Annotated in this window: 22 protein-coding genes; 16 read left to right on the top strand and 6 right to left on the bottom strand. The window is 72.1% G+C overall.

Annotation, left to right across the window (positions count from 1 at the left end; all coding sequences use genetic code 11):
- Nucleotides 1-32: 32 nt before the first annotated feature.
- From VT52_RS21045 to VT52_RS21025, 5 genes are read left to right on the top strand one after another with little or no spacing between them, the layout of a single operon-like run.
- On the top strand, nt 33-1,112 hold the full coding sequence (locus VT52_RS21045; protein ID WP_079175160.1) for a PhoH family protein: 1,080 nt from the start codon (nt 33-35) through the stop codon (nt 1,110-1,112).
- 12 nt (nt 1,113-1,124) lie between these two features.
- Nucleotides 1,125-1,622, top strand: a complete 498-nt coding sequence (gene ybeY / locus VT52_RS21040) for an rRNA maturation RNase YbeY (protein WP_046422282.1) — start codon at nt 1,125-1,127, stop codon at nt 1,620-1,622.
- Between the two features lie 9 nt (nt 1,623-1,631).
- A complete protein-coding gene (locus VT52_RS21035) occupies nt 1,632-2,927 on the top strand; it encodes a hemolysin family protein (RefSeq protein ID WP_046422280.1) in 1,296 nt (431 codons plus the stop codon).
- Entirely contained in the window at nt 2,924-3,283 is a 360-nt protein-coding gene (locus VT52_RS21030) for an MmcQ/YjbR family DNA-binding protein (RefSeq protein ID WP_046422278.1), read from the top strand. Before VT52_RS21035 ends, VT52_RS21030 begins: the two co-directional genes overlap by 4 nt.
- Nucleotides 3,284-3,323: 40 nt before the next feature.
- Nucleotides 3,324-4,343 carry a S66 family peptidase gene (locus VT52_RS21025; protein ID WP_046422276.1) on the top strand — a complete coding sequence of 340 codons (1,020 nt, stop codon included), beginning with the start codon at nt 3,324-3,326 and terminating at the stop codon, nt 4,341-4,343.
- Between the two features lie 2 nt (nt 4,344-4,345).
- Here the strand turns inward: VT52_RS21025 and VT52_RS21020 are convergent, their stop codons facing one another.
- Complete coding sequence (locus VT52_RS21020; RefSeq protein ID WP_046422275.1) at nt 4,346-5,797, bottom strand: MFS transporter; 1,452 nt, start codon at nt 5,795-5,797, stop codon at nt 4,346-4,348.
- A gap of 164 nt (nt 5,798-5,961) precedes the next feature.
- Here VT52_RS21020 and VT52_RS21015 point away from each other — a divergent pair, with 164 nt between their 5' ends.
- From VT52_RS21015 to era, 6 genes are all read left to right on the top strand, one after another.
- Nucleotides 5,962-6,783 (top strand): helix-turn-helix transcriptional regulator, encoded by an 822-nt coding sequence (locus VT52_RS21015; protein ID WP_046422274.1) that lies wholly within the window; start codon nt 5,962-5,964, stop codon nt 6,781-6,783.
- Between the two features lie 37 nt (nt 6,784-6,820).
- Nucleotides 6,821-7,186 (top strand): cytidine/deoxycytidylate deaminase family protein, encoded by a 366-nt coding sequence (locus VT52_RS21010; protein ID WP_046422273.1) that lies wholly within the window; start codon nt 6,821-6,823, stop codon nt 7,184-7,186.
- A 238-nt stretch (nt 7,187-7,424) separates the two neighbouring features.
- Complete coding sequence (locus tag VT52_RS21005; protein ID WP_046422321.1) at nt 7,425-7,898, top strand: hypothetical protein; 474 nt, start codon at nt 7,425-7,427, stop codon at nt 7,896-7,898.
- 167 nt (nt 7,899-8,065) lie between these two features.
- The gene (locus VT52_RS21000) at nt 8,066-9,388 is read left to right on the top strand and encodes a beta-xylosidase (RefSeq protein WP_046422272.1); all 1,323 of its coding nucleotides are present in this window, start codon (nt 8,066-8,068) and stop codon (nt 9,386-9,388) included.
- Between the two features lie 62 nt (nt 9,389-9,450).
- Nucleotides 9,451-10,449, top strand: coding sequence for a WxL protein peptidoglycan domain-containing protein (locus VT52_RS20995; RefSeq protein ID WP_046422320.1), 999 nt, complete (start codon nt 9,451-9,453; stop codon nt 10,447-10,449).
- Nucleotides 10,450-10,454: 5 nt separating this feature from the next.
- Nucleotides 10,455-11,408, top strand: coding sequence for a GTPase Era (gene era, locus VT52_RS20990; RefSeq protein ID WP_046422271.1), 954 nt, complete (start codon nt 10,455-10,457; stop codon nt 11,406-11,408).
- Between the two features lie 73 nt (nt 11,409-11,481).
- On the opposite strand, the gene VT52_RS20985 is transcribed toward era, so the two are convergent.
- Nucleotides 11,482-12,735: an MFS transporter gene (locus tag VT52_RS20985; RefSeq protein WP_046422270.1), complete on the bottom strand. Its 1,254-nt coding sequence runs from the start codon at nt 12,733-12,735 to the stop codon at nt 11,482-11,484.
- The gene (locus tag VT52_RS20980) at nt 12,732-14,048 is read right to left on the bottom strand and encodes a GH1 family beta-glucosidase (protein WP_079175159.1); all 1,317 of its coding nucleotides are present in this window, start codon (nt 14,046-14,048) and stop codon (nt 12,732-12,734) included. The genes VT52_RS20985 and VT52_RS20980 overlap by 4 nt, the downstream gene beginning before the upstream one ends.
- A gap of 131 nt (nt 14,049-14,179) precedes the next feature.
- Between VT52_RS20980 and VT52_RS20975 the strand changes: the two genes are divergently transcribed.
- Nucleotides 14,180-15,196 (top strand): hypothetical protein, encoded by a 1,017-nt coding sequence (locus VT52_RS20975; RefSeq protein ID WP_046422269.1) that lies wholly within the window; start codon nt 14,180-14,182, stop codon nt 15,194-15,196.
- A gap of 15 nt (nt 15,197-15,211) precedes the next feature.
- Here the strand turns inward: VT52_RS20975 and VT52_RS20970 are convergent, their stop codons facing one another.
- Complete coding sequence (locus VT52_RS20970; RefSeq protein ID WP_046422267.1) at nt 15,212-15,478, bottom strand: protealysin inhibitor emfourin; 267 nt, start codon at nt 15,476-15,478, stop codon at nt 15,212-15,214.
- A gap of 52 nt (nt 15,479-15,530) precedes the next feature.
- The gene (locus tag VT52_RS20965; protein ID WP_046422265.1) at nt 15,531-16,601 is read right to left on the bottom strand and encodes a M4 family metallopeptidase; all 1,071 of its coding nucleotides are present in this window, start codon (nt 16,599-16,601) and stop codon (nt 15,531-15,533) included.
- A 373-nt stretch (nt 16,602-16,974) separates the two neighbouring features.
- On the opposite strand from VT52_RS20965, the gene leuA reads away from it, so the two are divergent.
- The 3 genes from leuA to VT52_RS20950 all read left to right on the top strand — a co-directional run bounded on the left by leuA (nt 16,975) and on the right by VT52_RS20950 (nt 20,883).
- Nucleotides 16,975-18,696 (top strand): 2-isopropylmalate synthase, encoded by a 1,722-nt coding sequence (leuA, locus tag VT52_RS20960; protein ID WP_046422263.1) that lies wholly within the window; start codon nt 16,975-16,977, stop codon nt 18,694-18,696.
- A gap of 184 nt (nt 18,697-18,880) precedes the next feature.
- Entirely contained in the window at nt 18,881-19,576 is a 696-nt protein-coding gene (locus VT52_RS20955; protein WP_046422261.1) for a TerB family tellurite resistance protein, read from the top strand.
- 83 nt (nt 19,577-19,659) lie between these two features.
- A complete protein-coding gene (locus VT52_RS20950; protein WP_046422259.1) occupies nt 19,660-20,883 on the top strand; it encodes a sialidase family protein in 1,224 nt (407 codons plus the stop codon).
- Here VT52_RS20950 and VT52_RS20945 read toward each other — a convergent pair.
- Nucleotides 20,808-21,470: a ScbR family autoregulator-binding transcription factor gene (locus tag VT52_RS20945; RefSeq protein WP_046422258.1), complete on the bottom strand. Its 663-nt coding sequence runs from the start codon at nt 21,468-21,470 to the stop codon at nt 20,808-20,810. The genes VT52_RS20950 and VT52_RS20945 overlap by 76 nt on opposite strands.
- A 333-nt stretch (nt 21,471-21,803) precedes the next feature.
- On the opposite strand from VT52_RS20945, the gene VT52_RS20940 reads away from it, so the two are divergent.
- On the top strand, nt 21,804-22,511 hold the full coding sequence (locus tag VT52_RS20940) for an HAD family hydrolase (protein WP_046422257.1): 708 nt from the start codon (nt 21,804-21,806) through the stop codon (nt 22,509-22,511).
- Nucleotide 22,512: the final 1 nt, after the last annotated feature.

Below are 22,512 nucleotides of genomic sequence, written 5' to 3'. Positions count from 1 at the left end.
GAGGAGGAATCGCAAGGCCTTCGCGCCGGCCCATGACACAGACACCCACAACTCGCACCCCCACGCAGGAGCAGGCGAGAGCACAGCTCACCGTCCCCGCCCAGCACCCCATGGTGACCGTTCTGGGTTCCGGCGACTCCCTCCTGCGCGTGATCGAGAGGGCCTTCCCGGCGGCCGACATCCATGTCCGGGGCAATGAGATCAGCGCGGTCGGCGATCGGGCCGACGTCGCCCTGATCTCCCGCGTGTTCGACGAGATGATGCTGGTGCTCCGCACCGGGCAGCCGATGACGGAGGACGCAGTGGAGCGCTCGATCGCCATGCTCAAGGCGAGCGACAACGGTACGGGCGAGGGCTCGGAGACCCCGGCCGAGGTGCTGACGCAGAACATCCTGTCCTCGCGCGGCCGCACCATCCGCCCCAAGACCCTCAACCAGAAGCGCTATGTCGACGCGATCGACAAGCACACGGTCGTCTTCGGCATCGGCCCCGCCGGTACCGGCAAGACCTACCTGGCCATGGCCAAGGCCGTGCAGGCCCTCCAGTCCAAGCAGGTCAACCGGATCATCCTGACCCGCCCCGCGGTCGAGGCCGGCGAGCGGCTGGGCTTCCTGCCCGGCACTCTCTACGAGAAGATCGACCCCTACCTGCGCCCGCTGTACGACGCGCTGCACGACATGCTCGACCCGGACTCCATCCCCAAGCTGATGGCCGCCGGGACGATCGAGGTGGCGCCGCTGGCGTACATGCGCGGCCGGACGCTCAACGACGCCTTCATCATCCTGGACGAGGCCCAGAACACGAGCCCCGAGCAGATGAAGATGTTCCTCACCCGCCTCGGCTTCGACTCGAAGATCGTGATCACCGGTGACGTGACGCAGGTCGACCTGCCGGGCGGCACGAAGTCCGGTCTGCGCCAGGTCCAGGAGATCCTGGAGGGCGTCGAGGACGTCCACTTCTCCCGGCTGACGTCCCACGATGTCGTACGGCACAAGCTGGTGGGCCGTATTGTCGACGCGTACGAGAAGTACGACAGCAAGAACGGCACCGACAACGGCTCCCACCCGGGCGGCCGTGGCAGGACCGGCGCCAAGGGCACCAAGGGGAAGTAGACCGGCACGAACATGTCGATCGACGTCAACAACGAATCCGGCACCGAGGTCGACGAGCAGGCGATCCTCGACATCGCCCGCTACGCGCTCGCGCGGATGCGCATCCACCCGCTCTCCGAGCTCTCGGTGATCGTCGTGGACGAAGACGCCATGGAGCAGCTGCACATCCAGTGGATGGACCTGCCCGGACCCACCGATGTCATGTCCTTCCCGATGGACGAGCTGCGTCCGCCGGGCAAGGACGACGAGGAGCCCCCGCAGGGGCTGCTCGGCGACATCGTGCTGTGCCCGGAGGTCGCGACCAAGCAGGGGGCGGACGCCCCGACGCGGCACACCATGGACGAGGAGCTCCAGCTGCTCACCGTCCACGGCGTGCTGCACCTGCTCGGCTACGACCACGAGGAGCCGGACGAGAAGGCCGAGATGTTCGGCCTCCAGGCCGCCATCGTGGACGGCTGGCGGGCCGAGCGCGGCCTGACCGGCCCGTCTCCGGCGCCGACCGTCTCGTAAGCCGGCCGGATGTCCCCGCAGATCGTGATCGGCGCGATCGCGCTGGTCGTCGTCGCCTGGCTCGCCGCCTGCGCGGAGGCGGGCCTCGCCCGGGTCTCCAGCTTCCGGGCCGAGGAGGCCGTGAAGTCCGGGCGGCGCGGCGGCGAGAAGCTGGCGCAGGTCGCCGCCGACCCCACCCGCTACCTCAATGTGGCCCTGCTGGTCCGTGTCGCCTGCGAGATGGCGGCGGCGGCCCTGGTCACCTACGCCTGCCTGGAGGCATTCTCGGCCACCTGGCAGGCCCTGCTGGTCGCCATCGGCGTGATGGTCCTGGTGTCGTACGTCGCCGTCGGGGTCTCCCCGCGCACCATCGGCCGCCAGCACCCGCTGAACACCGCGACCGTGGCCGCGTACGTCCTGGTTCCGCTGGCCCGGGTGATGGGCCCGATCCCCTCGCTGCTGATCCTCATCGGCAACGCGCTCACCCCCGGCAAGGGCTTCCGGCGCGGCCCGTTCGCCTCCGAGGCGGAGCTGCGCGCGCTGGTCGACCTGGCCGAGCAGGAGTCGCTGATCGAGGACGAGGAGCGCCGCATGGTGCACTCCGTCTTCGAGCTGGGCGACACCCTGGTGCGCGAGGTGATGGTGCCGCGCACGGACCTGGTCACCATCGAGCGCTTCAAGACCATCCGGCAGGCCCTCACCCTCGCCCTGCGCTCCGGGTTCTCCCGGATACCGGTCAGCGGGGAGAGCGAGGACGACATCGTCGGGATCGTGTATCTCAAGGACCTGGTCCGCAAGACGCACATCAGCCGGGACGCGGAGAGCGACCTGGTCTCCACGGCCATGCGCCCGGCGGTCTTCGTGCCCGACACCAAGAACGCGGGCGACCTGCTGCGCGAGATGCAGAAGGAGCGCAACCACGTCGCCGTCGTCATCGACGAGTACGGCGGCACGGCGGGCATCGTCACCATCGAGGACATCCTGGAGGAGATCGTCGGCGAGATCACCGACGAGTACGACCGGGAACTGCCGCCCGTGGTGGACCTGGGCGAGAGCCGCTTCCGGGTCACCGCCCGGCTGGACATCACCGACCTCGGCGAGCTGTACGGCCTGGAGGAGTACGACGACGAGGACGTGGAGACCGTCGGCGGGCTGCTCGCCAAGGCGCTCGGCCGGGTCCCCATCGCGGGCGCGTCCGCCGAGGTCGAACTCCCCGACGAGCGGCGGCTGAAGCTCACCGCGGAGTCCTCCGCCGGCCGCCGGAACAAGATCGTCACTGTGCTCGTGGAGCCCGCCGGGCCCGCCGGGGAGGAGAAGCCGGAGTGACCCCGAAGGAGCTGCGCGCCTTCTGCCTGTCCTTCGACGCGGCCGTGGAGGACTTCCCGTTCAACCCGGAGACCTCGGTCTTCAAGGTGCTGGGCAAGCTGTTCGCCCTGACGAACCTGGACGCGCGGCCCCTGACGGTCAACCTCAAGTGCGACCCGGAGGACGCGGTGCGGCTGCGCGCCGACCACGAGGGACTGATCGTCCCCGGTTGGCACATGAACAAGCGGCACTGGAACACCGTCACGGTCGACGGCGGGCTGCCGGACCCGCTGCTGCGCGAGCTGATCGAGGACTCGTACGATCTCGTCGTCGCGGGGCTGCCGAGGGCGGAGCGGCTGCGGCTGGACCGGCCGTAATCACGTTGCCCGGGGCCCGGGGAGTCCGAGAGCATCCCGTATGACCATTCGATATCCGCGCCCCCTGCGCCCCGGTGACCGTGTCGGTGTGACCTCTCCCTCCTCGGGGGTGGCCGAGCCTCTCCGGGCGCGTCTCGACGTCGCGGTCAAGGAGATCGAGAAGCGCGGCTACGAGGTGGTCGTCGGCCGGTGCATGGACGGCACCACCCACATCAGCGCCCCGGCCGCCGAACGCGCCGCCGAGCTGACGGAGATGCTGACCGACCCCGCCGTGCGGGCCGTGGTGCCCCCGTGGGGCGGCGAGATGGCCATCGACCTGATGCCCCACCTGGACTTCGAGGCGATCGGCCGGGCCGAACCCACCTGGCTCGTCGGCTACTCGGACATGTCGACCGTGCTCGCCCCGCTGACCCTGCTGACCGGGGTGGCGACCGTGCACGGCAACAACCTCATGGACACCCCGTACCGGGTGCCCGAGGGGCTGGTGTCCTGGCTGGACATCGTGGCCGCGCCGCAGGGCGAGCCGTTCGCCCAGACCCCGCCCGGCCGGCACCGGACCACCGGCTGGGACGACTGGACCGCCGATCCGGGGATCAGCGAGTTCACCCTGGACGGCCAGGGCGGCTGGCGGCGGCTGGACGGCGACGGCGACGTGGACGTCGAGGGGCGGCTGCTCGGCGGCTGTGTCGAGACCGTCGCCCCGCTCGCCGGGAGCCGCTACCTGGACACGACGCGTTTCGCGGGCGAGGAGCCGCTGCTCGTCTACGTCGAGGCATGCGAGGACGACGCGCTCGTCATCGCCCGCCATCTGCACGGCATGCGCCTGGCCGGGTTCTTCGACCGGGCCGCCGCCGTCCTCGTCGGCCGCACCCACGCGCCCGGCACACCGGCCCTCACCCAGGACGCGGCCGTCCTCGACGCCCTCGGGCCGCTGGGCGTGCCGATCCTCGCCGACGTCGAGTGCGGGCACGTGGCGCCGTACCTCCCGCTGGTCAACGGCGCGCGCGGCCGTGTGGTGCACACGGCCGCGCGAAGCGAGATCGTCCAGACCCTGGACTGAGTTCAGGCCCTGGAGCGGCGCAGGCCCAGCCCGGTCAGGACCGCGGCGCCGAGCACGATCGCCGTGTCCAGGGCGACCACCGTGTGCACGCCGGTCAGCAGGTCGCCGGAGGTGGTGGCCAGCACGCCGAGCAGCGGGATGCCGATCGTGACGCCGACCTGCTGGGTGGACGTCACCAGGCCGGTGGCCAGGCCCTGTTCCTCGTCCGGGACGCCGGAGGTGACGGTCAGGCCGTACGAGATGATGGCGCCCAGGTGGCACATGCTGGCCAGGGCCACCGCGGCCGTGGCGAGCCACACGGACCAGCCGTGGGTGCCCAGCAGGAGCAGCGCCGAGGTCAGCGCGCCCTGGCCGGCCAGCGAGCCGACCAGGGTGCGGCGGGCGCCCAGGCGGCCGATGACCTTCGGGGCGAGGGTGCCGGCGACCACGGAGAGCAGCCCCTGGAAGCCGAAGACCAGACCGGTCTCGAAGGCGGACAGGCCGAGGATCTCCTGGAGGTACAGGGTCAGCACGAAGACGATCGTGGACATCATCGAGAAGGTGACCAGGCCGCCCGCGTTGCCCCATGCCACCGTGCGCCGGCGCAGCATCGGCAGCGAGACCAGGGGACTCGCCGAGCGGGACTCCACCAGCACGAACGCGGCCAGCAGCAGGAGCCCGGCGGCCAGGGCCGCGATGACGTCGGCGCGGCCGAAGCCGTGGTCGGCGGCGGTGGACAGGGCGTAGATCAGCGACAGCAGTCCGGTGGTCACGGTGATCGCGCCGGGCACGTCCAGGCGCGGCCGGTCCGGGCCGGGGGTGCCTGCCGTGGCCTTGCGGCCGTGGGGGAGCGACGCCGGCAGCAGACCCGGCGCCGGCGGCAGCACGATCAGCGCGAACAGGGTCAGCAGGGCCATCGTGGAGCGCCAGCCGAAGGCGTCGGTGAGGGTGCCGCCCGCGACCATGCCGATGGTGAAGCCCAGCGACAGCAGGGTTCCGGAGATGCCGAGGGCGCGGTCACGGGCCGGGCCCTCCGGGAAGATGGTGGTCAGCAGGGACATGCCGGTCGGTACGATCGCCGCCGCGCCGAGCCCCTGGAGGGCGCGGCCGGTGAGGAACGAGGCCGGGTCCCAGGCCAGGGTGGACAGCAGCGAGGCCGCGCCGAACAGGGCGAGGCCGGTGAGGAAGAGCCTGCGGCGCCCGAACAGGTCGCCGACGCGTCCGAACAGCAGCAGGAAGCCGCCGGAGGGCAGCGCGAACGCGGTGACGGCCCACTGCAGCGCGGACCGGCTCATGCCGAGATCGCGGCCGAGGTCGGGCAGCGCCACGTTCAGCACGGAGAAGTCCAGCGCGACCATGAACTGGGCCGCGCACAGGACGAACAGGACGAACTTGTCACGCGTCGACAACCGGGGGATGCCGGGCGCCGCGGTGACCGCTTCGGGGGAGGTCTGGGTGGTGGTGTCGATCGCCATGGCAAGAGCTTCGGGCGAACGGAATACGGGTGGGGAGTCGGAACTTATGGTGGTGGTGGCACCACCAGACGGGCCACCGGACAGCACCGACGGGGGAGGGGCGGCACGTGCCTGCTGCTGAGGCGACGCGCGGTCGTCGGCGTGACGAGCTGCGCGAGTTCCTGATGAGCCGGCGTGCCCGGGTCAGTCCCGAGCAGGCCGGACTGCCCGCCGGCGGCGGCAGGCGCCGCACGCCCGGACTGCGCCGCGAGGAGGTCGCCGTGCTCGCCGGGGTGGGTGCCTCCTGGTACCAGTGGCTGGAGCAGGGGCGGGAGATCTCCGTCTCCCCGCAGGTGCTGGACGCGGTCGCCCGGGTGCTGCGGCTCAGCGACGCGGAGCGCCGGCACCTGTATCTGCTGGCCGGGCTGAACCCGCCGACGCCCGAAGTGGTGCCCGGCAGGAAGGACATGTGCGACGGGCTGCGGCGGCTCATCGACACCTGGATGCCGTATCCGGCGCACATCATGGACCTCTACTACAACTGCGTGCAGTACAACGACGCGGCCGCGATCGTGCTGGGGATGCGCCCCGGCATCACCCAGAACTGCCTGATCGACTTCTTCACCGACCCGCTGTACCGCGAGCGCAGCCAGAGCTGGGAGCGCAACGCGCGCACCGTCGTGGCGCAGTTCCGGGCCGCGTGCGCGGCGCGCCCCGACGACGAGGGGTTCCGGGAGGTGCTCGCCGAGGTGAGCGCCGCCAGCGAGGAGTTCACGGCGCTGTGGGCCGAGCGGGACATCGAGGACCAGGGCCAGGTGCGCAAGGAGCTGTCGCATCCGCTGGCCGGGCTGCTGGTGGTGGAGTCGACGGTGCTGAAGGTTCCCGCCCGACCGGATCTGATGATCGTGCTGCACACCCCGCTGGACGAGGCGAACACCGCCGAGAAGCTGGAGTGGCTGGCCTCCCCGGAGGGACGCCGGGGCGCGATGTACCCGGTGGCGGGGTGACGTCGTGGGGTCACGGGCGCCTTCGTATGCTCGGGGCATGACCGAGAGCAGCGCGCTTGCCCCAGAGGACCGCAAGATCGTGACCCTGGCCCGTTCCGCGCGGGCCCGCAACGGAGTGCCCGAGGGGGCGGCCGTACGGGACGACACCGGGCGCACCTACGTCGCCGGGACCGTGGAGCTGGCCTCGCTGAAGCTCAGCGCGCTGCGCACCGCCGTCGCCATGGCGGTGGCGTCCGGGGCCGCGTCGCTGGAGGCGGCGGCGGTGGTCGGCGACGCGGAGTCGGTGCCGGCCGAGGACCTGGCCGCGGTCGCCGACCTCGGGGGCGCGGACACGCCGGTGCTGCTCGCCGGAGCGGACGGCACGGTCCGTGCGACCGTCGCCGCGGGCCGGGCCGAGGGCTGAGCGTCCGCAGGGGGCCGGCCGCCCGAAGGAAACCGACCGAAAGGTCGGCTGGAATTCAACCTTGCTGGGTCGCGGGGCGCGCGCGTCAATGAACGCGTACGTCCCGACGACCCGTCAGATCCGCACCGCCGTCCGGCGCGTCCGCACCCGCCCGACCGGCCTGCCGCTCGTCGGCGCACCTTCCGATCACCCCACACGGCACGTCCGGCGTGCCCAGCAGGAAGGAAAGCGGATCCCCATGAGAGTCATGCGCACGGCAACAGGTGCGGCCCTGGCGGCCGGGGCCCTCGCGGTCACCGGTCTCGCCCTCGCACCCTCCGCGGCCGCCGTCACTCCCCAGTCGGCGACCATCACCGCGAGCTGCGGCATCTTCGGCGGCGGCACGGCCACGCTCACCGCCACCCAGAGCGGCACCTCGGCCACCCTCAGCCTCACCTCCACCGCGATGAGCGCCCCGGTCACGGTGGCCGCGAACTCGATCACCTCCACGCTCACCATGGCCAAGGCGGGCGGCGGCAGCGTCGTGTTCAGCGGTACGAGGAACCCGGTCATGAACCCGGGCGACCCGGTCAGCGTCGGCCCGCTCTCCGGCACCGTCGCCTCCGGGTACAGCCTGGACGCGTACGGCGGTTCGCTGAAGATGGTGATCTTCGGCATCCCCGTGACGTGCACCGCGAGCGGTCCGCAGTCGCCGGGGCCGTTCGTGTTCTGAGCCCGCCCCGGCCGACCGGTCCGTTCCGGTTCCCCCTGGATGCCGCAGAAACTGACGAGCTGTCAGAATTCTGCGGCATCGCCATTGACTTCTCGCCTCGCCGCCCCGCCAATGCCCCCTGTCGGGGCGCCCGTTCGGCCGCGCCCACCACCCTCAGGAGGGGGCCCATGGGTCTCACAGCCCGAAGAACTGGACGGTGGCGCTGGGCGTCACTGCTCGGCGCGACCGCGCTCGCGGTCACCGCGGGCGGCGCGCTGGCCTGCCCGGCCGGCGCCGCCGGCGCGGACGTGGACTTCGCCACGCACTGCATCCCGCCCGCCATCGCGGGCCTGCCGCCGATCGACGGCACCACGACCGCCACCGTGTCGGCGGACAACACCAGCCCGAAGGTCGGCGACACGGTCACCGTCACCTACACCGTGGTCGAGGCCGCCGCGAGCAACCCCACCGATCTGGCGCTGCCCGCCGACATCATGACCCCGACCGGCAAGGTCGCCCTGGGCGGTGCCCAGAGCGGCGCCGTCACGGTCGCCGGCCCGAAGAAGAACCCCCCGGTGCCGGGGAAGGCCGCCTTCCCGTCCTTCTCCATGACGGGCACCTTCACCGTCACCAAGCCCGGGAAGATCACCCTCGCGCCGGGCGACTACAACATCCACACCAGCTACATCATGGAGCTGGACACCCCGTGCACGGTCACGAACCCGCCCGCACCGGCGTCCGAGACCATCACGGCGACGGCGGGGACCCCGGCCAACACCCGGGCGATCACGCTGGGTTCGGCCACCGGCGACCCGGGCGCGAGCGTCAAGGTCAGCGGTACGGGCTTCACCCCGGGTGCCGCCGTCACCCTCGCCGGACGCTCCGGCACCGCCCAGACCGGGGACACCGCGAGCGTGACCGCGGACGGGCAGGGCTCCTTCAGCGGCTCCCTCGTCGTGAACGACACCTCGACCACCGGGATCGTCGCGTACGAGGGCGGCTCCTGGAACGCCGACACCGGCGCGGGCCCCGCGGCCTACGTCGTCAACGTGCCCGTGCCGCCCGGCAGCCAGAAACTCACCACCACGGTCAAGGCGGGCACGCTCGCCATGACCCAGGCCGGGGACTCGGTCGCGCTGTCGGGGGTCGACTTCGGCCGGGGCGGCGCCTCGACCGGCGCGCTCCGGACGGTGACCGTCAAGGACTTCCGCGGCGGTCCGGCGGGCTGGTCGCTGACCGGGAAGGTCACCGACTTCACCGGTCCCGGCGGAAAGATCGGCGCGGACCGGCTCAGCTGGACACCGTCCTGTGCGACCAAGGCGGGCAGTCCCAGCACGTGCACGGCGGGTTCGGCGGGGACGGTGGGCTCCTCGGGGGCCACCCTCGCGGGGACGCCGGACGGGACGCTGACGGGCGGCGAGTTCACCGTCGACGCCGGACTCTCCCTGGACGTACCCGCGTTCACGCCTCCGGGCGCGTACTCCGGCGTGCTCACGCTCACCCTGTCATGAGCGCACGGGCGTCCGCACCCGCCCGTGTCCGGGCCTTCTCGCGGCCGTGGGGGCCCGCGGCCCTGCGCACGGTGTGCGTCCTCCTGGTGAGCCTGCTGCCGGCCGTCCTGCCGCCGGTGCCCGCGCGGGCCGCCGACAACGGCAGCTGGTCGGTGTACCCGGTCGCCGCCCAGGCCGCGGCCCGGCCCTACTTCTACCTCTCCGCCGGCCCCGGCCAGACCCTCACCGACAAGGTCGCCGTCCAGAACAGGACCGGTGAGCCGCTCACCTTCCGGCTGTACGCGGCCGACGCCTACAACACCCCCCGGGACGGCGGCTTCGCCGTGCGGACGGTCGGCGAGACGATGCGCGGGGTGGGGGCGTGGGCGCGGCTCGCCAGGTCCAGGATCACGGTGCCGGGGCACCGGACGGTGACCGTGCCGTTCACCCTGCGGGTGCCGCCCGGCGCGGAGCCCGGTGACCATCCCGGGGCGATCGTCGCGCTGGACGAGCGGGTGGAGCCGGGCGGCGGGAAGCTCGCGCTGGGGGTGCGGCGGGCGGTCGGCGCGCGGGTGTACCTGCGGGTCAGCGGTCCGGCGCTGCCCGCGCTGGCGGTCTCCCGCCCGAGCGTCAGCCATCACCAGCCGCTGCTGTTCGGCACGGGCACGGCGGTCGTGTCGTACACCCTGCGGAACACGGGCAACGTCACGCTGCGGCCCACGGTGCGGCTGACGGCGCGCGGACTGTTCGGCCGTACCCTGCTGGACCGCCGGGCGGCCCGGGTGCCCGCCGAGCTGCTTCCCGGGCAGTCGGTTCGGCTCACCGAGACGTGGCGCGGCACGCCGGTGCTGGACCGGGCGGAGATCGCGGTGAGCGCGCGGGCGCAGGGGGCGTCGGCGTCGGCGGGGGCGTCGTTCCGCGCGGTGCCGTGGCTGCTGCTGGTGCTCATGGTGCTCATGGTGCTCATGGTGCTCGGAGTGGTGATCGCCTGGCGCAGCAGGACACGTTTCCGTGACGCCGCGGTGACACGTCGTAACCGTCGATTCGCGGTGCGGCGGGGGCTCCGGGATCAGGGACAATGAACGGCATGAGCGTTCGCACCCAGTCATCCGAGCAGTCGGCGGAAACCGTCCACCGCGCCGGCTTCGCCTGCTTCGTGGGCCGTCCCAACGCGGGCAAGTCCACCCTCACGAACGCTCTGGTCGGGCAGAAGGTGGCGATCACCTCGAACCGGCCGCAGACGACGCGGCACACGGTGCGGGGCATCGTGCACCGGCCGGACGCCCAGCTGATCCTGGTCGACACCCCCGGACTGCACAAGCCGCGCACGCTGCTGGGCGAGCGGCTGAACGACGTCGTGCGCACGACGTGGGCCGAGGTCGACGTGATCGGGTTCTGCCTGCCGGCCGACCAGAAGATCGGACCCGGTGACCGGTTCATCGCCAAGGAACTGGCCGGGATCAAGAAGACGCCCAAGGTCGCCGTCGTCACCAAGACCGACCTCGTGGACTCCAAGACCCTCGCCGAGCAGCTGATCGCCATCGACCAGCTCGGCAAGGAGCTGGGGTTCGAGTGGGCGGAGATCGTGCCCGTGTCGGCGGTCGGCGACAAGCAGGTGGAGCTGCTGGCCGACCTGCTGGTGCCGCTGCTGCCCGAGGGGCCCGCGCTCTACCCCGAGGGCGACCTCACGGACGAGCCGGAGCAGGTGATGGTCGCCGAGCTGATCCGCGAGGCGGCGCTGGAGGGCGTGCGGGACGAGCTGCCGCACTCCATCGCGGTGGTCGTGGAGGAGATGCTGCCGCGCGAGGACCGGCCGGCGGAGCGTCCGCTGCTCGACATCCACGCGAACGTCTACATCGAGCGCCCCAGCCAGAAGGGCATCATCATCGGCCCCAAGGGCAAGCGCCTCAAGGAGGTCGGCATCAAGTCCCGCAAGCAGATCGAAGCGCTGCTGGGCACGCCGGTCTTCCTGGACCTGCACGTCAAGGTGGCCAAGGACTGGCAGCGCGACCCGAAGCAGCTCCGCAAGCTCGGCTTCTGACGCCTCTTTCCCGGCCGCCCACGACCACTCCGTTCTCCGCCTCCCGGGCCGCGCGCGGGTCCCGGTCGGCCGGCTAGCGCACCCCCCTGATCCGCCCCACCAGCACCGCCCCCGCCAGTCCGATCGCCGCCGACACCAGGTACAGCACCCGGTACCCGCCCAGGTACGCCACCAGCGGCGCCGCCAGAGCCGGGGCAGCGGCCTGGGGGAGGGCGTTGGCCACGTTGACGAGACCCAGGTCCTTGCCCCGGGAGAGGGCGTGCGGGAGGACGTCCGTCATCAGGGCGAAGTCGACGGAGGTGAAGACGCCGAAGCCGATGCCCAGGACGGCGGCCGCCGTCACCGCGCCCGGCCAGGTCTGCCAGCCGGCCAGCGCCGCGGTCGCCACCGCCATCAGCACACCCGACCAGACCACGAACGGCTTGCGGCGACCCGCGCGGTCGGACCACACGCCGCCGATCACCACCGTCGCCAGCAGGGTCGCGCCGTTCACCGCCGTCAGGATCAGGACGCCCCGGCCGGGATCCGGGTAGTGGACCCGGTCGCGGAGGTAGTACAGGAGGTACAGCAGCACCAGCGAGTTGCTGAGGTTGATCAGGAACCGGGTGAGCCAGGCCCAGCCCAGGTCGGGGTACCGGCGCGGGTTCAGCCAGAAGCCCGCGAGGAACCCCCGCCAGGACCACGGGGGGCGGTCCGCGGGCGGGAGGGGGAGGTCGCGGAAGAGGAGGAGGTACGGGAGGACGCCCGCCGCCGCGCACACCGCGCAGGCCACGTACCCCGCGCCGATTCCGCCCGCCGCCGTCGCCAGACCCGTGCCCGCGACCACGCCCAGGATCTGCGCGGCGCCCAGCCAGCCGCCCACCGCACCCCGTTGACGCCTCGGCACCCGGTCCGGGACGGCCGCCGTCACCGCCGCGAAGGCCGCGTTCAGGGTGAGCTGGACGAGACACCAGCCGAGCGCCATCGACCACGGCCCGCCCGCGCCCGCGAGCAGCGGCAGGGACAGCGCCCCGCCCGCCGCCCCGGCCGCGATCCACGGCGTACGGCGGCCCGCACGAGCGGTCGTACGGTCGGACAGCGCGCCGAAGAACGGGTTCGCGAGCAGGGAGACCACCGCACCCGTGCCGGTCACCCAGGCCAGCAGGGTCTCCTTGGACATCCCCGTGCCGGGCGCGAGGTCCCCCGCCTGGGAGGCCAGCAGGATCTGGAGCGGGCCGAACCAGCCCACCCAGATCGCGCCGTTGGCCAGCGCGAGCGTCGCCGTCCAGCCCCGCCCCACCGGTTCGGCCGGCTCCGTGAGCGCGGCCGGCGGGCGGACGGTGGTCATCCCTGCGCCCGCAGCACATCCCGGAACCAGTGGTACGACGCCTTCGGCACCCGCTCCAGCGTCTCGTAGTCCACGTGCACCAGTCCGAAGCGCCGTGCGTAGCCCTCGGCCCACTCGAAGTTGTCCATCAGGGACCACACGAAGTAGCCGCGCACGTCCACCCCGGCTTCAAGCGCGGCGTGCAGGGCGCGCAGATGGGCGTCCAGGTAGGCGATGCGGTCCTGGTCGTCGAGGCCCTCGTACGAGCAGCCGTTCTCGGTGATGACGATCGGCGGGAGCCGGTCGCCGTAGCGCTCCCGGAAGCCGCACAGCAGCTCGGTCAGCCCCTCCGGGACCACCGGCCATCCGAAGTCGGTCTTCGGGCGGCCGGTTATCTCCCTCACGGAGAACGGGAGTTCGGCGGGTATCGGGACGCCGCCGAACTCCGTCCCGGTGCCCAGGGGCGCGCCGACCAGCGTCGGGGCGTAGTAGTTGACGCCGTACCAGTCGACGGGTTCCGCGATCACCTTCAGGTCCGCCGTGACGTCCCTCGCGGGCATCGACTCGCCCAGTCCGTCCGGGTACTCGCCCAGCAGCACCGGTTCGGCGAAGAGCCGGTTGAGCAGGGTGTCGTAGAAGCCCGCCGCCGCCACGTCGGCCGGGTCGGCGGAGGCCGGCCAGGTCGGGCCGTGGGAGTTGGCGATGCCGATGCCGGTGGCGCCGGCCGCGCGCAGGGCCCGTACCGCGAGGCCATGGGCGAGGAGCTGGTGGTGGGCCACCGGGAGGGCGTCGAACAGCAGCCGCCTGCCGGGGGCGTGCACGCCGAGGGCGTGGCCGAGCAGGGTGTGCTCGGCGGGTTCGTTGAGCGTGATCCACTTGGCGACCCTGTCGTTCAGGCGCTCGGCGACCGTCGACACATGGTCGGCGAACCGGGACGCCGTGTCGCGCTCCAGCCAGTCGAGGGATGCGGGCAGGTCCCAGTGGAAGAGGGTGGGGACCGGCCGTACGCCCGCCGCGCACAGCTCGTCCACCAGCCGGTCGTAGAAGTCCAGGCCGCCCGGGGAGGTGACGCGCGGCCAGGAGACGGAGAAGCGGTAGGCGTTCACGCCGAGGCCGGCGAGGAGCGCCACGTCCTCGCGGTAGCGGTGGTAGTGGTCGCAGGCCACCGCCGCCGTCGAGCCGTCCTTCACCCGGCCCGGCTCGGCGGTGAACTCGTCCCACACCGAGGGCCCCCGTTCGTCGGCCGCCCCCTCGATCTGATGGGCGGAGGTCGACACGCCCCACAGGAAGCCGGCCGGGAAACGGGGGATCGGATTGACTGCGTCAGTCGCCATGGCCGGATCATCCGTACCGCCGGTAACGAAGTCAACGCCCGTGCGCGCAGCGGCTCCAGCGGTCGTCTGGTGTGGGCCGCATGGCCCAATCGACTGGCATTCGCCGCCCGATCGTTCCGAAACTGAACCGTATGACAGTCCATCAGCTGACCACCGGTCCGCGCACACGGCTGCTCACCGTGCTCGCGGCGTGTCTGTTCGTCCTGCTGGCCGGCGTGCCCGGCGCGCTCGCCGGCACCCGCCGCGAGCCGGCGTCCACCGACTGCGTCTCCACCCCGGCCGAGTACAAGGCCGCCTGGGACGCCCGCCAGGTGCGCTGCGTGTCCCCGTTCCTGTTCGGCACCACCCACACCCGGGGCGACACCACCCTCTACCCGAGCGGCTTCTGGTATGCGTGGGCGGGCTCGAACACCAACCTGGAGCGGTACCTCCAGCTGCGCAGCCGGTACGGCGACCAGCCGCCGAAGACCGGCATCGGCGTCCTGTCCTACGTCGGCTACCCGGGGCTCGACAGCTGGGACACTCCTACCGATCTCGCCGTCTACACCGTGCCGTCCGGGGTCCGCGCCCAGGTCCCGGCGTTCGAGACCTGGTTCCGGCTCCTGGACGAGGAGTTCGGCCACACGAACGCCTACCCGCTCTCGGCCCAGCGCGACCTGGTGCTCGCCTACTCACGCCTTCGCAAGGACGAGGACGTCGTCGGCGCCTTCCAGAAGGTGACCGGCTGCGAGCGCGACCTGCTCCTCAAGGGCGCCGCGCCCTCGGCGGCGATCGGCTGCAACCGCGACTTCCTCGACGCGCTGGCCGCCGCGGGACCCTCCCCGTACGACGGCGCGTCCTCGCTGGCCTGCTTCGCCAACTTCCAGTCCGGCTACACCGGGCCGCGCACCGCCGCCGCCCTGCGCGGGGTGCTGTACCAGTGCCAGGACGCCGGGTTCCTCAACACCGGTGTGGGTCTCGGCTACAACACGTACGCCAACCCGTTCGTGTGCAAGCCCGCCCGCGCCCAGACCGTACGACAGCGGTACACCGGCCGGGAGTTCATCCTGCCGAACGCGTCCTTCGCGGAGCTGCCGAGCCACGTCGACATCCCGCTGGACCTCGGCACCCCGGGCCGGCGCGGCTTCCTCCAGAAGGGCTACTGCTGACGCGGGGGGCTGCCGTCAGGCGCCCTCCTTGAGCACCCGGGAGACCAACTCCCGCTGCTCCTCGGTCAGCCGGGGGTCGGCCGCGTACACCGTGCGGCCGTCCACCGTGATCTCGTAGCCGAAGCCGTCCGGAACACCCGCCGGCGGGGTGGCCTCGCCGGACGCGAGGACGCGTCCGGCCAGTGCCTCCCACTCCTCGGCGTCGGGCCGGGTCGAGGTGTCCACCTCGGCCCGGCGCTCGATGCCCGCGAAACCGCCCGTGCGCGTCACCTGAATCCGCATGGGTCCAGTGTCGCAGCGCGGGCGCCGCCGCGGGGCGAGTACCGGACGCGCGCTACCGCGTATGCACCCCGACCTGCTCCCAGGCCTTCTGCACGGCCTCCAGCTCGTCGGCGCCGAACCGGTGGCGCGCCGCCTTCGCGGTGAGCGTGGCGAAGTCGGCGAACTGCGCGTCCGACTTGAGCTCGCCGCCGGTCAGCGCGTCGTACCAGACCTGCCCCGCCTTCTCCCAGGCGTGGCCGCCGAGGGCCTTGGCGGCGAGGTAGAAGGCGTGGTTGGGGATGCCGGAGTTGATGTGCACCCCGCCGTTGTCGCGGCCGGTGCGCACGTAGTGCTCCATGGTCGCGGGCTGCGGGTCCTTGCCGAGGTTCGGGTCGTCGTACGCCGTGCCCGGGGCCTTCATCGAGCGCAGCGCGCTGCCGTGCACCTCCGGGGCGAGGAGCCCCGCGCCGATCAGCCAGTCGGCCTCGGCGGCGGTCTGGCCCAGCGCGTACTGCTTGATCAGCGAGCCGAAGACGTCGGAGAGCGACTCGTTGAGCGCGCCGGACTGGCCGAAGTACTCCAGGTTGGCGGTGTGCTGGGTGACGCCGTGGGTCAGCTCGTGGCCGATGACGTCGACCGGGATGGTGAAGTCGAGGAAGACCTTCCCGTCGCCGTCGCCGAACACCATCTGCTCGCCGTTCCAGAAGGCGTTGTCGTATCCCTCCCCGAAGTGCACGGTGGCGTCGAGCGGCATTCCGCCGCCGTCGATGGAGTGGCGGCCGTACACCTTCAGGTACAGCTCGAAGGTGGCGCCGAGGCCGGCGTAGGCGCGGTTGACGGAGGCGTCGGAACCGGGGTCCGAGCCCTCCTCGCGGACCTTGTCGCCGGGCAGGTCCTGGGAGTGGTGGGTGTCGTAGATGGTGCGGTGCGGCTGGTCGGCGGCCGCGCCCTCGGGCAGCGCCGCGGCGGTGGCGCCGATCACCGTGGTCAGCCGCCGCCGGGTGCGCTGGTAGGCGTCGTGTTCCAGGGAGCGGCGGGCGGGTGCCGCCACGTCCGGGTCCTCGGCCCGGGAGAGCTGGTCGAGGACGTGCGGCGGCACGATGGTGCAGAAGACGGGCTCGAGGGCCCCGTTCCTCGTCGTCATGCCATCGACCATTGCACTGAGTGACGTCAAAGTCACTACTCGCAACCATGATTGGTGAAATACCGGGACAGGAGGCGCGACGGAGCGTGACACTGTGGTACGGCGGCGTGCTCCCCGTGGGTCGCCTGTGTCGCACCCCTGTGGCCTGTCGCACTTTTTGCCCCTTTTGTCCCGACGGTCCCGCATACTGGACCGCGTCCCCGCATCCTGAACCGCTCGGCTAGGCTGCGCTGCATCATGCGTTTCGTGCTGCTTCTTCTTAGCTGCCGCGGCGAGGGTCTGTAGTCGAGGCCGACTCCCTCCCCGCGGAGCTTGGCGTTGCGTCGTCGGCCGTCCACTCGGACATCCGGACCCCCTTGAGGAGCCACGCACCATGGCCAACCGCCAGCAGCCCAGTTCCATGCCGATCCACAAGTACGGCCGCTACGAACAGGTGGACATCCCGGACCGTGCCTGGCCCGGCGAGCGGATCACGGTCGCCCCCCGCTGGCTCTCCACCGACCTGCGTGACGGCAACCAGGCCCTGATCGACCCGATGTCGCCCGAGCGCAAGCGCCGGATGTTCGACCAGCTGGTCAAGCTGGGCTACAAGGAGATCGAGGTCGGCTTCCCCGCCTCCGGCCAGACCGACTTCGACTTCGTGCGCTCGATCATCGAGGAAGAGGGCGCGATCCCCGAGGACGTGACGATCTCCGTCCTGACCCAGGCCCGCGAGGACCTGATCGAGCGGACGGTGGAGTCCCTGAAGGGCGCGCGGCGCGCCACCGTCCACCTGTACAACGCCACCGCCCCGGTCTTCCGCCGGGTCGTCTTCCGCGGCTCCATGGACGACATCAAGCAGATCGCCGTCGACGGCACCCGGCTGGTGATGGAGTACGCGGAGAAGCTGCTGGGCCCGGAGACCGAGTTCGGCTACCAGTACAGCCCCGAGATCTTCACGGACACCGAGCTGGACTTCGCCCTGGAGGTCTGCGAGGCGGTCATGGACGTCTACCAGCCGGGTCCGGGCCGCGAGATCATCCTCAACCTGCCCGCCACGGTGGAGCGCTCGACCCCCTCCACGCACGCGGACCGCTTCGAGTGGATGCACCGCAACCTGTCCCGCCGCGAGTACGTGTGCCTGTCCGTGCACCCGCACAACGACCGCGGTACGGCGGTGGCGGCGGCCGAGCTGGCCGTGATGGCCGGCGCCGACCGCGTCGAGGGCTGCCTGTTCGGCCAGGGCGAGCGCACCGGCAACGTCGACCTGGTCACCCTGGGCATGAACCTGTTCTCCCAGGGCGTCGACCCGCAGATCGACTTCTCCGACATCGACGAGATCCGTCGTACGTGGGAGTACTGCAACCAGATGGAGGTCCACCCGCGCCACCCGTACGTGGGCGACCTGGTCTACACGTCCTTCTCCGGCTCCCACCAGGACGCCATCAAGAAGGGCTTCGACGCGATGGAGGCCGACGCTCGGGCCAAGGGCGTCACGGTGGACGACCTGGAGTGGGCGGTGCCGTACCTGCCCATCGACCCCAAGGACGTCGGACGCTCCTACGAGGCCGTCATCCGGGTCAACTCGCAGTCCGGCAAGGGCGGTGTCTCGTACGTCCTGAAGAACGACCACAAGCTGGACCTGCCGCGCCGGATGCAGATCGAGTTCTCGAAGATCATCCAGGCGAAAACGGACGCCGAGGGCGGCGAGATCACCCCGAAGGACATCTGGTCGGTCTTCCAGGACGAGTACCTGCCGAACTCCGCCGACCCGTGGGGCCGCATCCAGGTCAGGAACGGCCAGTCGACCACGGACAACGACGGCGTGGACACCCTCACCGTCGAGGCCACCGTGGACGGCGAGGACCGCGTGCTGACCGGCTCCGGCAACGGTCCGATCTCGGCCTTCTTCGACGCCCTGCAGAGCGTGGGCATCGACGTCCGCCTGCTCGACTACCAGGAGCACACGATGAGCGAGGGCGCCTCCGCGCAGGCCGCCTCGTACATCGAGTGCGCGATCGACGGCCAGGTGCTGTGGGGCATCGGCATCGACGCGAACACGACGCGTGCCTCGCTGAAGGCGGTCGTCTCCGCCGTCAACCGCGCCACCCGCTGACCCACCCCCACCGGGGGTTTCGAGGCTCCGGTCGCCGCGCACGGCGGCCGGGGCCTCGTCGTTTCTCGGCCATAGGGCCGGACAGGTCACAGATTGGTCTCGTCCGGGGTACTGACTCAGCCTCCGTGATGTGGCTAACATCACGCCAGCGCGGCGATGGTGCCGTGCTCTAGGGAGGTGCGACGTGCTGCCGGTAAGGGGACGAGACGACCGTGCCACCAGGGCCCTGTGCGTCCTGGGCACCCGCACCGCGTGGACACCCGTCGGCGACGGCGAGTTCTACTGCCCCGGCTGCGGGGGCGACCGCAACTACCAGCGGCTCACCGGACGCCGCCGGCTCACCCTGCTCGGGGTGCCGGTGCTGCCGCGCGGGTCCACCGGGCCCGTGGTGGAGTGCGCCGCCTGCGGCCACCACTACGGCACCGACGTGCTGGACCACCCCACCACCCGCCGCTTCTCCGCGATGCTCCGCGACGGCGTGCACACCGTCGCCCTCGCCGTCCTCGCCGCGGGCGGCACCGGCTCCCGCGCGCCCCTGGAGACGGCCTGCGCCGCGGTCCGCGCGGGCGGCGTCGACGACTGCACCGAGGAGCAGCTCGCCGCCCTGGTCGACGCCCTGGCCGCCGACACCGGGCGGGTCCTGGGCGAGCCCTGCGGAGCCAGCCTGACGATAGAGCTGCACGAGGCGCTTGACCCGCTCGCCCCGCACCTCGCCCCGGCCGGGCGCGAGTCCCTGCTCCTCCAGGGCGCCCGCATCGCCCTCGCCGACGGCCCCTACACCCCCGCCGAACGCGACGCCCTGACCACGGTCGGCGCGGCCCTGACGCTCCCGGCCGAGGACGTGACCCGACTCCTGGAGGCGGCCCGCACCCCGTCCTGACCCCCGGCGGCCGTCGCGCCGGCTCCCGCCGATTCCCTCGAACGGAGTAGTGGCGTCCGCCCGTTCCGGGGCAGCATCACGGCGTGACTCCGCTGCGACGCACCGTGCTCACCGGCCTCACCCTCCTCGCCGCCCTCGCCTCGGCCGCACTGCCCGCCGCCGCGGGGCCCCTCGGCTCCGCGCCGGGGTGCGCCTCTTCGCGGCCGTACGTCTCCGGGCAGGGCGGGTACGCCGCCTACCGTGTCCCCGCCCTGGTCCGCACCCTTCGCGGCACCGTGCTCGCCTTCGCCGAGGGCCGGCGCGCCGGCTTCGGCGACAGCGGGGACATCGACGTGGTGGTGCGCCGCTCCACGGACGGCGGCTGCACCTGGGGTCCGCTCGCCGTGGTGGCCGCCGGCGACGGGAACACCCGGGGCAACCCGGCCCCCGCGGTCGACCCGCGCACCGGCGCCATCATCCTCGTGACCTGCGGAAACGCGGGGGGTGTGACAGAGGACCAGATCATGCGGGGCCAGGTGGCGGCCGACCGGGGCCGTCGGGTCTACGTGCAGCGCGGCTCGGACGACGGCCGCACCTTCACCGCGCCGCAGGACATCACGGCCGACGTGGAACGCCCCGGCTGGCGCTGGTACGCCACCGGACCCGGTCACGCCGTCGCCCTCACCCGGGGGCCGCACGCCGGGCGCATCCTGGTCCCGGCCGATCACTCCACCGCTCCGCCCAAGGGTTCGAAGGACACCGGCCGCGAGTCCCGCCACTACGCCGGCCACGCCCTCTACAGCGACGACGGCGGCCGCACCTGGCACCTCGGCTTCACCGCCACCGGGCCCAGCGGGGTCGTCGACGTCAACGAGACCAGCGCCACCCAACTCCCGGACGGGCGGATCTACTTCAGTGCCCGTGACCAGTACGGCAGCGCCCCCGGCAACCGTCTCGACAGCTACTCGTCCGACGGCGGCGCCACCCTCGACCGCCCCTTCGCCGCCCAGCGCACGCTCAAGGACGTCCCCGTGGTCCAGGGCAGCGTCCTCCAGCTCCGGGGCGCCGGCGCCCCGCTGCTGTTCTCCGCGCCCTCCGTGCCGACCGCCCGCCGCGCCATGGCCGTGTGGTCCAGCACCGACGCGGGGCGCGGCTTCACCCGCCTGACCACCCTGGACGACGGCCGCGCCGCCTACTCCGACCTGGTCCAGCTCGGCCCCGGCACGGTGGGTGTGCTGTACGAGACGGGTTCCTACGACGGCCTGTCGTTCCGCCGGCTCACCGGGATCGGCGATGGCACAGCCGCCGGGACGCCGTCCCACGGGTGAGTCACCGGGGCGGCCCCGAGCGAGGGCAGGGTCAGCTGCCACCAGTCGGTGAGCCGGTCGGTGACGGTGGCCGCGCCCTCCAGCGCCTCGGTGAGCGAGCACAGCCCGAAGAACGCGCGCACCAGGGTCCGCGCGGTGGGTGCGGGGCGTACGTGTCTGGCCAGGTCACCGGCGTTGCGGGCCTCGGCGAGCAGCCGGGTCGCGGCGGCGGTCCAGAGCGCGAAGGGGTCGGGCAGGGGGGCGTCGATGATGGCGCGCTCGGCCCACAGGCGTGCGCCGGCGCGTGTCAGCGGGTCCTCGGCGAGGGCGCGGGCGATGTCGTAGCTCAGGGCGACGAGCCGCTGGACCGGGGGGACGGCCGCGTCCACGTAGCGCGCGGTGAGCTGGGGCCAGGTGGCGAAGCGGTGCTGGACGACGGCGAGGGCGATCCCCTCCTTGCTGGCGTAGTGGAAGTAGACGGCGCCGCTGGTCCGGCCGGACCGGGCACTTATGTCGTTGACGCTCGTGCCCGCGTATCCCTGTTCGGCGAAGAGCTGGGCGGCCGCTTCCAGAAGTGATCTGCGGGTTGTCCTGGCCCGTTCCTGCAACGTTCCGCCTGCCCTCGCTCGGCATTTCCGACGGCCAAGAATGTAGTGCGCCCGCGCACGCCGGGAGCAAACAGAGATCACACTCGCGCGGTAATCACGTATTTCTTTCGAAGGGGAACGCGGGCGGGTGGTAAGGGGCGCGCCCTCTCCGTTCCATACACCCGGACAGCGCCGTGGTCCAGTCCCTCCATGGGGTTATTGCCTGACTTGCCGACGCGAAAATATCGTAGTGGCCGCTATCTTTCCGTTTCCTCTGGAACGTCGGGAATGACGCATTTCAATGACGCGTGCTCCGCACGCCACCCCCTGTCCCTGCCACCCTAGGAGGCCATTGTGACCCCTCACGTCCGCCCGCTGCTCGACTGGTCGCCCGATGCCGTCGTCTTCGACTGCGACGGCACCCTGATGGACAGCGAACGCCATTGGGTGGAGGCCCGCAGCCTGGCCTTCCGGGAGTTCGGCCTCCAGGCACCGGCCGGGTTCGCCGAGCAGGCCAAGGGCATGCACTACGAGGAGTGCGGCCGTCTGATGGCGGACTCGGTGCACAAACCCGAGCTGGCGTCCGGCCTCACGGGAGCGCTCCTCGACCACTTCCTGGAGCTGGTCACCGACGACCCGGTCACCATGCCGGGCGCCGTCCAGCTCGTACGGACGCTGTCCGGGCGGCTGCCGCTGGCGGTGGCCAGCAACTGCCCGATGGTGGTCGTCGAGGGCAGCCTCGAACGGGCCGGGCTGCGCACGCACTTCCAGCACATCGTCGTCCCCGAGACCGGGGACTCGGTACGCCCCAAGCCCTGGCCGGACGTGTACCTCCTGGCCGCCCGCCTGTGCGGGGTGCCGCCGCTGCGGGCGCTCGCCGTAGAGGACTCCCTGACCGGGGTGGAGTCCGCCCACCGCGCCGGACTGCGGGTGCTCGGGGTCGGCCCCCGGCCCGCCGGGGACGGCGCGGAGCGGGCCGACCTGTGGCTGCCGTCGCTGCACGAACCGGAGCTGCTCACCTGGGCGGAGACCCGGATCTCCGGGGGACCGGAACCGGACTGAG

It is taken from the genome of Streptomyces malaysiense (assembly GCF_000980885.2).
Taxonomy (GTDB): domain Bacteria; phylum Actinomycetota; class Actinomycetes; order Streptomycetales; family Streptomycetaceae; genus Streptomyces; species Streptomyces malaysiense.
Note: the sequence above shows the minus strand (reverse complement) of the source record. Positions and strands in the feature narration are given on the sequence as shown.